Genomic DNA, 12,498 nt, shown 5'->3' with positions numbered 1-12,498 from the left:
GTCGCGAAACGGTCTCAGGATCTCTCCCCCTCGACGGATAAAGGAAACAGGCGCATCCGCCGTTGATGCAATTCCAGCAGCTTCCACCGCGCCACCGGAATCTCGCGTACTAGCGCCCCCGGCACCGAGAGGAGTTCGGTCGTCCCCTCGGCCCGCAGGTGCCCGGCTGAGGTACAGCCGAACAGCACTTCGGATTCGTTGAACGGGTCACCCGGCCCAGCGCGGTCGATCAGGTTGCCATCATCGCTGTACCGGGCCAGCGATCCGGCGCGGACCAGAAACAATTCGTCCCGGTGGCGGGGATCGAGTGGCTGACCATCGTCAAGCGAGGTGAAGGTCGACGCCTCGGCCAGACGCACCTGGGTCAGATTGGACAGGCTTTCGCCGAACAGCCAGGTATGGGTGAAGAAATCCCGCAATTCGGCCAATCTGGTGATACGCCGGGTCATCTGGTTACGCTCGACGAAGGTACAATAGAGCGCGGCGGGAATACGCAGCGCCCGAACGAAGCTAAGGGCGCGGAAGGTCTCACGCGACGGCTCGCCCGACAAGGCATAGGATTCACCGACCAAGGCCCCGGCCGACAAAATCGCGCTGCCGTCGTTTTCCGACTCGATCACTTCGACCAGCCCAGTCAGGACCAGATGAATCGCTTCGCAATGAGCCCCCTCGCGCAGCAAGATCGTTTCCGGATTGATCGTCACCACCGGATGGTTGAGCAGGCTGAGAATCTGGTGGCCGGGCACGCCTGGGAAATAAGCCCGTAAGGTGTCGCGCGCGGTGCTAAGGCGGGATTCCGGGTGCGACGGGATCAGGACATCGACGGTGCCAAACGGCGCACCCGATCCGATCCGTTTCTGGGCCCGGGTCAGCGGTAGCGCGGTATGGGCCAGTACGATCTTGCCCGAGCGATCCTCGCTGAAATCCTCGGCCGAGCCATGGATCAAACCGCCGCCGATATCGAGCTTCTTGATGTCGGCGGGAATCAGATAATCAGCGCGGACCTGCTCAAACAGAGCGCTGCTGATCCCGTGATGGCTCTCGTCGTCATCGACCATCTGCCCCAGCACATCGAGCGAAACGATATCGGCCAGATGAGCATAGGTGCGATAGCCGCCCTCCCACGGGGTGCGGAAGTGAAACACCGAGTTTTCGACCGGATGAGGCGAAAACAGCGGCAAAACCTCGAATCCCTCGATCTCGTTCCACGCCCCCAGGGTCAGATCGCAGACGTCGAAATAAGCGCCGAACGAATCCTCGTCCACTCCGGTCAGCGCCGCCAACTTCTTGGCCACCGAAGCCCGCACCGGCGGGACCGCGAAATATTTGATGCGATGATCGGCGCGGAACAGAGTGGTCAAGCCGCAGAAATGATCATCATGGCAATGGGTATGAAAAATCCCCGCGACCTCCTGAACCCCGATCCCCAGCGCCCGAAGCGAAGCATGGATATTGGGGCCGGCGTCGATCAGATAGACCTTGCCCTGCACCATCATGATCGTCGAGATCGCAGCGCGCTCGGCGTCCCAGCCATCACCCTCGCCGGAATGAACGATGGTGAAATAGCCACGTTCGAGATCGTGATAGCCGAGGTGATAGGGAGTCTGATAGGTCCTCCCACACCCGAGATTCAGATCGACCGTCACCGTCTCGCCCTGATAGGCAAACTCGAAGACGTTGAGGGCGGTTCGCCGCACCGTCACCCCGCCGGGCAGCAAGGACAGCCCGTCGCCGACGATGCAGGTATCGAGCAGATCGCGGGGCGGACGGATCGCACCGAACGCAAAGCGGAGCTTCATCCGCATCCATTCCTGAGCGATCTCGGGGGGAACTCCGGCCTCGACCATCTCCTCGACCGACAGCAGACCGTAATTGCCCCGCATCACATACTCAAGCTGGGCATCAACCTGCTGGGCCGAACCGAGGATCAACGGCTTACGGCCCCGGCAATTGGGATGGCCAGGAATGATCATCCCCTGGCGGTATAGCATCTGGAGAATCGGGAATTCGGACAGATTGCAGAACGCCCCGTTCTGAAGCGAGACGTCGGACAGCAAGATCGCGTTCGGCCCGGTCTCGAACGAAACCCCGTTTTGCTCGGTCTCGACGATCAGGCCGCGCTTGATCAGATGCTTGACGCTATCGGCGGGGCAGCCGCACAGCACCCGCAGATCGGCCTCGGGCACCTCGACCCAACTGATCCCGGGAGACACCGCGACCAGACGCATCCGGCCGCCAGGAGACAATGCGGCCGGAAAAAACGAGTCGGACCCAGGCCGCCCAAACTGCATCAGCCACCGACCATGAAGAAGGCGGACCAGATGTACGGGGTGCTCCATTGCGGCGTTCTGAGCATTTCCAACTGGGCCTCGCGCAGGGCGTCGTGCGGAGTCTTGCCCGCCAATAGCCGTTTGTAAAGAGCCGCCATCAAGGTCTGGGTCCCGGCGTCGCTGACCTCCCACAACGAGGATACCACCGACTGCGCCCCCGCTTCCTGGAACGCACGGCGCAGACCATAGACGCCCTCGCCCTCATGGATCTCGCCCAAGCCGGTTTCGCAGGCCGACAGGATAGCGAGGCGGGTGCCGGTCAGATCGAGCCCCAGCACTTCCAGCGCGGTCAGCACTCCATCATTGTCGGTATCAATCTCGCCCAGCACCTGAGCGTTGGAATTGATTCCGGCAAAGGCCAGACCGGCCCGCAACAACGGATTGTCGCCGGGCGGCGGCACCTGAAAATCGCTGGAGCGTTGGAGCTTGAGCAGACGTTTGCGCAGGGTATCGTCGGGCTTCAGGAAAAAGCCGTGGGTGGCGATGTGGAGCACCTCGGGCGGTTGATCGAGATCGCGCAGGGTCTTTTCCTGGGCATCGGCGCGGGAATGAATCACCGTCGGCTGACCCTGCCCTTCGACGGTACGCTGGATCATCTGGCCTTCCCGTTCGGCACCGGGCAGCGGGTCGAAATGCAGGCCGCGCAAACCCGACATCCCCCGCACCGCCAATTGCAGGTCGGCGGCACGGGCCGAGCGCGAGCGGGCCTGATCGAGCACGTCGCGCCCGACCACCGCATCAGTGTTGTAATCGGGACCGGCATCAATCAGATAGCCCTTCGCCGCCCCGACCGGAGTGGGGAGCAGATCACGGCTGGAGGTCAGCACATGCAGATCGACCGCTTCGATCAGATATTTGCGGTTCTTCTGGACCAGCGCGCTGAACGGTAAAATGTTCAAGATGCCGTCGGGAACCAGATAAACCGTCTTGCGCCCCCCCAGCGCCGCCTCGAGCGGCTGCCACACCAGACGGGTGGCCGCCTCGCCCGCATCGAGCAGGTCATCGATCTCGACTTCTTCATCCTGGATCACGGTGCGGTATTTGGTCACCGCCGCCTCGATCGTGGCGGGATCATCAAAGCGGACCAGCGAGAAGACCGGCTGCTCGCCCTCCTTGCGCAGGACTGCCGCCGCCAGCTTCTGCCGCCCCGCTTCGCCATAGATCACGAAATCGACCAGCGCGGCATCGGCGGGCAACGCCTTGACCACATCCTCGGGCGTCAGCGCTGCGACCGAACGGCGGAAACGCTGGCTGGCCCGGCCCAGATCGCCCTGAAGCTGGTTGACCCGATCTTCCAGACCGTTGACGACCTCAACATGGTTATCGCGGGTTTCGGCGGTCGGCCCGGACAGGGTCAGCGCCGCCAGCCGCTTGCGCACGTCGGTCAATTCGGCGGCCAAACGTTTCAGCTCGGGATCGCGGGAAAGGCGGGTAATCTGCTGGCTTTCCGACGCAATCTTCAGCAGCAGCCCCTTGCGGTTCAGGCTGGCTTCCAGCAGGGCGCGGGCGGCTTCGGCATCGTTCTGCCGCGCCAGCAAAGCGACATAGGCCGAATATTCCGGGGCATGCAGGCGCAGATAGCCTTCGCGGGCATTGTCGCCGGTGACCGGCAACACCCGGCCGAAGAAATCGGTGCGGCGCAGGAAGGTCAGGCGACGGGTTTCGAACGCCGCAGCACTTTCGCCGCGATCCTCCTGCACTGCCGCCAGACTGTTCAGCGTCTCGAAGGTGTAGGGATGCGCCGCGCCCAGCACCGCCTCGTCGCCCTCCAGGGTCTTCTTCAACAGCGCCTCGGCCTCTGGCAGCCGTTTGGTGGTGCGATACAATGCGGCCAGATCGTGCATCGAGCGCAAAGTATCGATATGGCGTTCGCCCAGCGTGGCGCGCCGCGCGGCCAGGGCCTTGTCGAAATTGGCCTCGGCCTCTTTCAGCCGACCCTGGGCATGAAGGGCGCGGGCCAGATTGTTCAGCGCCTTCAAGGTGTTCTGGTGACGGGGGCCATAGGCCTTGGCCCAGGCATCGGACACCTCGCGGAACATCACCGCCGCCCGGTCCGGCTCTCCCTTCAACATATAGAGGTAAGCAAGGTTGTTGGTGCTGGCGATCGTGTCGGGATGTTTGGGCCCGATCGTGCGGGAAAACACCGCGATCACGCCCTGATAGAGCGGCTCGGCCTTGTCGAACAAGCCCTGGCTCTCGTAAAGCAGGGCCAGATTGTTCATTGTCGTCATCGTCGCCGGATGGTTCTCGCCATACACCCGACGACTGGACTCGAGCGCGGTGCGCAACACCGGCTCGGCACGATCAAAACTGCCTTCCTTTTCCAGGATTTCGCCCAGATTGTTGACCGCAACCACGGTGGCCGGGTGGTCGTCGCCCAACGCCTTGCGATAGCGCTGCAACGCTTCGTCGAACAGCTTTTCCGCTTCAAGCAGATGACCCTGACGACGCAGCACGCTGGCCAGCGACGACAACGCCGCCAAGGTCGCGGGATGGGATGGCCCCAGCCGCGCCGTCTGGGTGTCCAGCACCTCGCGGGCGGCGGCCTCGGCGGCCTGATACTCGCCCAGATCGTCCAGAACGTCGGCCAGATCGCCCTTTGCCGCCAGAACGCTGTCCTGATCGGAGGCGGCCACCGCGTCACGGATCACGCTGTCCTGCGCCGCCCGCGCCTCGGCCAGTCGGCCCTGACGGTGATAGGTCTGGGCAAGCTGAAGCCTCGTCGCCAGCGCCTGACGGTCGGCAACGGGAAGAGCCGCCGCCTGGATCGCGATCGCCCGCTCGAACAAAGCGGCGGCGGAGGCATACTCTCCCTGCCGATGCTTCACTGCCCCTTGCAAGGTCAGGCAGCGGGCGAAATCGGGATGCGCCTCGCCAAAGGTGCGGGCGGCGGTGGCGCAAAGCGAGACGAGCCCGACCCCGGCCTCGTTCACCTTGCCCTGATCGATCCGGGCGCTCGCCAGGGCATAGGCTAGGGCCAGGGTCTGGGGATGGCCCGCCCCCAGCGCCTCGGTCGAGGCCGCCAAGGCTTCGGTCAGCAGCGAATCCGCCGGACCCAGCCGGACCTGATCGCGATAAAAGCGCGACAGCGCCTGATCCAGCTTCAGGGTTTCGGGATGCCCGGCGCCCAGTGCTCCCCGCGCCAGGGCAATCGCCTGACGGTAGCTGGCTTCGGCGGCATCGACATCGCCGCTCAGATGCTGCAACGCCGCCAGATCGCTATAGCTGATGATCGTCGCGAAATGGCCATCGCCCAGATTGTCGCGGGCCAGCGATACGGCTTGGCGCGCCGTTTCCAGCGCCTTGGGCAGATCGCCCGCCCCGGCGGCCAGAATCGATTGCTGATGGACCCGGTTCCACAGCGCCGCCGCCCGCTGCTTTGCCGCCGGAATCTCGGATGCCGCCGCCTGCTTCTCGGCGACCCAGGCGGGGAACACCGTGCGCAGCCGTGAAATCTCGCCGTCCAGCCGCACCACGTCAGCGGCGCGACCGGCGGCAAAGGCCTGTCCGGCTTCGGCGATCGCGCTATCGACGCTCTCGGCCCAGGCCGGAACCGCCCACAGAAAGGAGGCCAGGGCGACGGCGCTCCAGGCCGACCCGATCGTTGCTCGCTGCATCACCGTCGTTCCTCCCGGCCTTATCCCATCTCTCGGTGATCGGACCCGATCCCCTTGCCTCCCGCGGCATAAGCCGCGTGGCCCCTTGGTCTTACTTCTCTTTGTGGGTATAGACCCCATCCCACCCGTCACCGGGCGGGAAATCCTTGAAATGCGCGATGCGGTCGAGGTGAATCCGATAGATCAGCCGCCCCGGCTCCAGCGCGGCCAGACTCTCGAACGCCGCCTCCGCCGCGTCCCACTTTCCGGCGCGATACAGCGCCAGCGCCTCGTGATGACGGGCCAGACGCTCGTCGGTCTCGTCGTCGATATCGTCTTCAAAGCCCAACGGCTCGAACAATCGGACCGGAGTATCCTTGCCCTTGACCCGGACCAGATCGATCTCGCGGCTGACCAGACCGGGCACGGCGGCCTGGGTGTATTCAGTCACCATCAGATCGACGCCATATTGCTTGGTCAGGCTTTCGACCCGCGAGCCCAGATTGACCGCGTCACCCAGCACGGTATAGGCCATGCGGAAGTCCGATCCCATGTTGCCGACATTCATCGGCCCGGTATTGAGACCAATCCCGACCTTGATCGGCTTCCACCCCCGGGCAACGAAATCGTCGCGCAAATCGTCCATCTTGCGCACCATCGCCAGCGCCGCCTCGACCGCGTGGCGGGCATGGTCGGAATCGTGCAGCGGCGCGCCCCAGAACGCCATGATCGCGTCGCCCATATATTTGTCGATAGTGCCGCGATGCTCGTGGATCACCCGGGTCATTGGGCTGAGGAAGGCGTTCATCAGCATCGTCAGATCCTGTGGCGGCAGCCCTTCCGAAATAGTGGTGAAGCCGCGCACATCCGAGAACAGCACCGTCATCTCGCGGCTTTCGCCCCCGATTTCGACATTAAGGCCGCTGCGATTCATCTCGGCGACCAGTTCAGGCGGAATATATTGCCCGAAGGTGCGGGCGATCCGCTGCTTCTGCGCCCGTTCAACCATGTATTGGCGGAACTCGATCAGCAGATAGCTGAGAATGATCGCAATCACGACATAGGATACCGGCAGCACCATTCCCTGGCGGACATACAGCACGGTGGCAAAGGCGAAATAGCCCAGCGTCAGCCCCAGCACGCACAGCCCGCGCCCCAGCGGACGGGGCAGCAGCAGCGACAGCGCGATCATCACCAGGAGCAAGACCACGGGAATGGTCGCGGCGGTTTCGGGCGACACCGCCCGCAATTGTCCGCCATTCAGGATGGTGCTGAGAGTATCGGCGATGATCTCGACCCCATAGACCATCCCAACCGGGGTATCGAACCAATCGTGTGAGACTTCGGAGGTGTCGCCGACCAGAACGATGCGATCCTTGACCCAGGCTTCGAGTTCGGCGCGCTCGGATTCGTCCAGGTTAGAAATATCGAGGAACTCCAACGCGCTAATTCCGGCCGACTGGCTCAGAAAGCGGATTCCGGTCGGCAGCGGCGGAAAGTCGATCAGCAGATTGTTGCGATGATCGAGCGGTACCCGCAACGCGCCGAGCCGAAGGGCTCCGGGCTCCAATTGCGGCTCGACCCCCAGATACATCGCCGCCGCCGCCACCGCAAAGGGCCAACCACCGCGTTCACCGGTCAGTTGGGGGTGAATCGTCAACCGGGACAAGGTGGTCACCAGCCGCGAGGTCGATTGGATATTGGTGTAGGCGCTGACGGAAGCCTCGTCGAGCAGAGGCGCTGGCCGGTTAATCCTGACAAAGCGACCGTCGTGAAACTCGGCCTGGGCCACCAGAAGCGTGTTTCCCGCCTCGTCCAGCGCCTTGGCCAGGATCGGGTCCTCGCCATAGGAACTGGGGTAATCCATCAGCATATCGACCGCGATCACCCGCGCGCCCAGCGCCTTCAGATTGGTGACGATCTGGGCGATGTCGCTGCGGCGGAGAGGAAAGCTTTTATAGGCTTTGAAGAAGGCTTCGTCGGTATTGACCAGGACGATGTCGTGCGACAACACCTGTCCCCGCCCCTCGCCATAAGCCAGCCGAAGCTGGTGGCGGAAGGAGAGAGTCTGGTCCTCCAGCAAGGCAAAGGATTCATGATATTGGGCTGGAATGGCGAGCAGGAAGAACAGCACCGTGAGGAGGATATCGTACCGCCGCGCTAGTCCACCCATCACTATCCTCCGCCCCCGTAACCCACATTCTGGATTATGGTAACCCGAGAGCTCTCTTCACCCCAGTGAAGAAAAAAGCGTCCTCCGGGATCGGGCCGGAGGACGCATTACCGGATCAATTAGCGGGAAGACGGTCGTTATAGACCTGAGCCTCGCGCTGCTTCAGCTCGACCAGCTTCAGTTCGTTATAGGCCCGGATCAACAACGGACGCATCTCATTGTCGTCCTTGTTCTCATCGAAATACTTGCGATAGAGGTCCATCGCCGCGACGATCACCCCCTTCTCGTCCAATTGGTTGGCGACGGAAAAATCGTCCTTGGGATTGATGGCGCGAATGCGGGCAATCTGGTCGGCCAGCACCTTGTCCTCGGCCGCCGACAACCAGACGATCCCGCCATCCTTATCGGATTCGGCGACCTTCTGCGCCCCGTCCAGCACCGCCACCGAGAAGACATGGTGGCCGGGGGAAAGATCGGGAACGCGGAAGCGGACCATCTCGTCCTCGGTTCCGGCGACAGGATGAGCAACGCCGTCAATGGCGACGATATAGCTGAACGAACGACCAAAGCTCTGCCAGGCCAAATCGGGATAGGTAGCGCTCAGGGTCACCTGCTGGACCACCCGCAATTTGATCGCCTGAGGGTCTTTCTGGACGCTGCGGCGAACGGTGGTATAGCGCTGGGCCTCGGCGAAGCGGTTGCCCAGACCGGCGACCAGATCGCCCGAGGCCGCCTCGGGAGCCGACAGCTTGCCCGCCACCGCCTTTAAGGCCGATCCGGCCACCTCAATCTGGCTGTTGGCGGAAATGGTCTGAGCGGTATTGGTCGCCTGATCGACCAGCTTGCCCGATCCGTCGGCACCGGTACGGATAATGTCGCCCGCGAACAGGTATTTATTGCGGGTCACCGGCTTCCAGGTAACCCCGTCCCGACTGTGCTCGACGGTGCCGGACACCTGCATCAGCAAGGATACCGGCGGATCGGCGGCGAATAGCGGAATCGGCAGACAAGCCAGAACAATACCAACCGCGAAACACAGGGTTACGAATAGTCTGGTCTTCATCTAACCCTCCATGAACCCCTTGTCGCCAATACTACCACACCCCCCGGCGCGGTATAATCGGGCGCAAACACTAGACCCGAAAACAATACCATCACGGGAGAACACCCTAATTCTCCATCCCTCCCATCAACCCCGCAATTCTAAAGCGGTGGGTGGACGGCGCGGATGGAACCATTTTGTTCGACCGAACGCAACGATGACGCCACGTCACCATCGCGCCACGGTTGCCCCTCCCCCGTACACGGACCGTTCCGGAATCGACTTTTTATCTCTTTTGGCTTAATCTACATCACTAAAGAATTGGACGCAGACCATATCTAAATAACTAGCTGATTGGTTTGCAAAAATCCGGAAATGGGATCGCCCACCGAACCAAACTCGGGGTGCGGTTCCATTTACAAAAATCTTGAGCGAGGCTGACCGTGAATAATCCAGACACCCAACACGGCATTTCGATCCGGATCAGGATTCTCGTTCCAATCATTCTGGTGATCGCCGTCGGTTTCTCCCTGATCGTCGGGTTTTCGTCGATCCAGTCTTTTGGCGACGCCAAGACCGGAGCGACGGCGCTGATGCACCAATCCGCCTTGGCCGAATCCAATCTGATCCGTCAAATGGTAGAGAAAGGCCAGACTGCGGCCCGCACCAATGCCTCTTGGATGGGCCGGACGAATCCAAAAAGCTATGATCGCTCCGCCATTGGCGGCGATCTGTTGCGCCAGCTTGAACACAATCCCGGCTTTACCGGCATCTATGTCGGATTCGATGCGAATTTCGACGGTCGTGACGCCGAAAATGCCGGTGGGACCTGGGGCGATGCCAGTGGCCGCTATCTGGTTTACGCCTATCGCAAGGATGGGGCGCCAATCGTCGAAATCGCCCCGCTGACCGGCGATCCGGCCGAGGAATTCTGGTACAACACGCCGCTACGCGAGAAGCGCGACACCGTCACCCCGCCCTTCTTTTATGAGATCAGCGGCCAAAAGACCCTGATGATCACGGTCGCGTCGCCGATTCTCGTCGGGACCAAGGCGGTCGGAGTTGCGACGGTCGATCTGGCGTTGAAGCAGGTGCAGGCCGACGTGGCCGCGCTCAAGCCGATGGGCAGCGGCTATGCCGCGCTGATCTCGCACGACGGTCAATGGGTGGCCAATCCCGATCCCGCACTGCTGGGCAAACCCGTCGAGACCGACGCGGTAAAGACCGCTCTGGCGGCGGCACGCAACGGCAAGACCGCCGACTTCACCCTGACCGGCACAGCGGGTGAGGAGATGATGGCGGTTCTGGTCCCGATCCGTTTCGGTCAGGCCCCCGAGGTGTGGAGCTTCCTGATTGCGGTCCCCGAATCCGCGGTTCTGGCTGAAGCCAAAGCAACCCGAACCAAGCTTCTTGCCGTCGGAACCGTCGTTCTATTGCTGGCGGCAGCAATCGCGGTGCTGATCGGCAACGGCATCGTCAAGCCGATCAAAGCGATGACAGGGTCCATGACTCGGTTGGCCAAGGGCGATCTCAACATCGAGATCGCCGGGGGTGATCGCGGCGACGAAATCGGGGCGATGGCTCATGCGGTCCAGGTCTTCAAGGACAATGCCGTCGCGATGGCCGAGATGCAACGCCGCAATGCCGAAATGGAGCAACAAGCGACGGCAGAACAGCGACGCCTGCTGCTCGACACCGCCACGCGGTTCGAGACCGAGGTCGCCGGTGTGGTCCGGTCGGTCGGAGATGGTGCCCGGGCGATGCGGGGAACGGCGCAGTCGATGTCTTCGACAGCGGATCAGGTTTCGTCAAGCGCCAATCTGGTCGCGGTAGCGGCGGGCGAGGCCTCAAGCAATGTCCAGACGGTCGCCGCCGCCAGCGAAGAACTGGCGGCCTCGATCCGCGAAATCAGCCGTCAGGTCGCGGATTCCGCGCGCGTCTCCCAGGAAGCGGTCGATCAGGTCGATCACAACCGCAACACGATCGCCCATCTGACCGAGGCGGCAAACCGGATTGGCGAGGTCGTTACCCTGATCAACGATATCGCCTCGCAAACCAACTTGCTGGCCTTGAACGCGACAATCGAAGCGGCACGTGCCGGTGATGCGGGCAAGGGATTCGCCGTCGTCGCAGGCGAGGTCAAACAACTCGCCAACCAGACGGCACGGGCGACCGAAGAGATCAGCAGCCAGATCAACGCGGTTCAGAACACCACCCGCGAAGCGGTCGAGGCGATCAACAACGTCGCGAAGACGATCGATACCATCAACTCGATTTCGTCGCAGATCGCTTCGGCGGTCGAGGAACAATCGGCCGCGACCCAGGAGATCACCCGCAGCGTGCAGCAGGCCGCCAACGGCACCGCCACGGTCTCCAGTTCGATTGCAGGGGTCAATGACGGGGCACGGCGCAACGGGGGCGAGGCGGTTCAGGTTCTGCACGCCGCCGAACAACTGGCCGAGGATATCAACTCGCTGACCGGCAAGGTTGAATCCTTCCTCGGCCGCATCCGGGCCTAAGCCCCGAATCTGGACGCAAACCGGACCTGAAGCCATCTGGCTCCAGGTCCGGCTGTGTCATCGTCCCGGCCGGTAGGGCTGAATCCGGGGCGATTCGGCTCCCAATGCCGCCAGATCCGCACCCAAACGCTCCAGCGCCTCGGGATCGGCCCAGGCGGGATCGGCGGTAATGCGGAGATCGCGGGGAATCCCTGCCGCCAGCAAACGGGTCAGGCTGTCTTTTGCCTTCTCGCCGCTGCCGGGCACCCCGGTCAGACGGTCATAATCGGCGAAGGGAGCCTTGACGTCGAAGCCGACCCAATCGACCAGCGGCAACACCCGCTCCAACCGATCGGGAAACGCACCGGAGGTGTGCAGGCCGATCTTGAACCCCATCGCCCGCACGGCGGCGATCGCCTCGGGCAACGCGGCTTGAAGTGTTGGCTCGCCGCCCGAGAACACGACTCCGTCCAGCAGACCGCGCCGCGTGTCGAGAAACGCCGCCGCCTCGTCCCAAGTCAGTGCCGCCGGAGCGGTCGCACATAGCAGATGGGTATTGTGGCAATAGGGACAGCGCCAGGGGCAACCCTGGCAAAACAGAGTCGCCGCCAGCTCGCCCGGCCAGTCGCAGGACGACAGCCGGGCCAGCCCGCCAAGGCGGAGATCAATCAAGGGCGCACTGCGCTTCAGAGAAATAGAGGCGGTCAGCGAACTCGCCCTGCTTGCCTTTGTTGAACGACGCGAGCGGGCGATGATAGCCCATCACCCGGGTCCAGATTTCGCAGGGCTGGCGCTCGTCGTCGCGCAGATCCAGGGCGGCGTCGCGGGCGATAGTGGACGGAATGTGATTCACGGACCA

Annotated in this window: 7 protein-coding genes; 1 reads left to right on the top strand and 6 read right to left on the bottom strand. The window is 62.8% G+C overall.

Annotation, left to right across the window (positions count from 1 at the left end; genetic code table 11):
- Nucleotides 1-14: 14 nt before the first annotated feature.
- The 4 genes from K678_RS00085 to K678_RS00070 form a co-directional block, all read right to left on the bottom strand.
- On the bottom strand, nt 15-2,228 hold the full coding sequence (locus tag K678_RS00085; RefSeq protein ID WP_021130405.1) for a cyclic nucleotide-binding domain-containing protein: 2,214 nt from the start codon (nt 2,226-2,228) through the stop codon (nt 15-17).
- A gap of 62 nt (nt 2,229-2,290) precedes the next feature.
- Nucleotides 2,291-5,947, bottom strand: a complete 3,657-nt coding sequence (locus K678_RS00080; RefSeq protein ID WP_021130404.1) for a CHAT domain-containing tetratricopeptide repeat protein — start codon at nt 5,945-5,947, stop codon at nt 2,291-2,293.
- A 91-nt stretch (nt 5,948-6,038) separates the two neighbouring features.
- Nucleotides 6,039-8,099, bottom strand: a complete 2,061-nt coding sequence (locus K678_RS00075) for a CHASE2 domain-containing protein (protein ID WP_021130403.1) — start codon at nt 8,097-8,099, stop codon at nt 6,039-6,041.
- A 115-nt stretch (nt 8,100-8,214) separates the two neighbouring features.
- Entirely contained in the window at nt 8,215-9,162 is a 948-nt protein-coding gene (locus K678_RS00070) for a DUF7354 domain-containing protein (RefSeq protein WP_021130402.1), read from the bottom strand.
- A 422-nt stretch (nt 9,163-9,584) separates the two neighbouring features.
- Between K678_RS00070 and K678_RS00060 the strand changes: the two genes are divergently transcribed.
- Nucleotides 9,585-11,660 (top strand): methyl-accepting chemotaxis protein, encoded by a 2,076-nt coding sequence (locus K678_RS00060; RefSeq protein WP_021130401.1) that lies wholly within the window; start codon nt 9,585-9,587, stop codon nt 11,658-11,660.
- Nucleotides 11,661-11,717: 57 nt separating this feature from the next.
- On the opposite strand, the gene K678_RS00055 is transcribed toward K678_RS00060, so the two are convergent.
- Both K678_RS00055 and nrdD read right to left on the bottom strand, forming a co-directional pair.
- Nucleotides 11,718-12,311 (bottom strand): anaerobic ribonucleoside-triphosphate reductase activating protein, encoded by a 594-nt coding sequence (locus K678_RS00055; RefSeq protein ID WP_021130400.1) that lies wholly within the window; start codon nt 12,309-12,311, stop codon nt 11,718-11,720.
- Entirely contained in the window at nt 12,304-12,492 is a 189-nt protein-coding gene (gene nrdD, locus K678_RS19655) for an anaerobic ribonucleoside-triphosphate reductase (RefSeq protein ID WP_021130399.1), read from the bottom strand. The genes K678_RS00055 and nrdD overlap by 8 nt, the downstream gene beginning before the upstream one ends.
- Nucleotides 12,493-12,498 lie beyond the last annotated feature (6 nt).

Source organism: Magnetospirillum fulvum MGU-K5, assembly GCF_000442515.1.
GTDB classification, from domain to species: Bacteria; Pseudomonadota; Alphaproteobacteria; order Rhodospirillales; family Magnetospirillaceae; genus Phaeospirillum; species Phaeospirillum fulvum_B.
The sequence above is the reverse complement of the archived record's forward strand: the minus strand, read 5'-3'. Positions and strand labels throughout refer to the sequence as shown.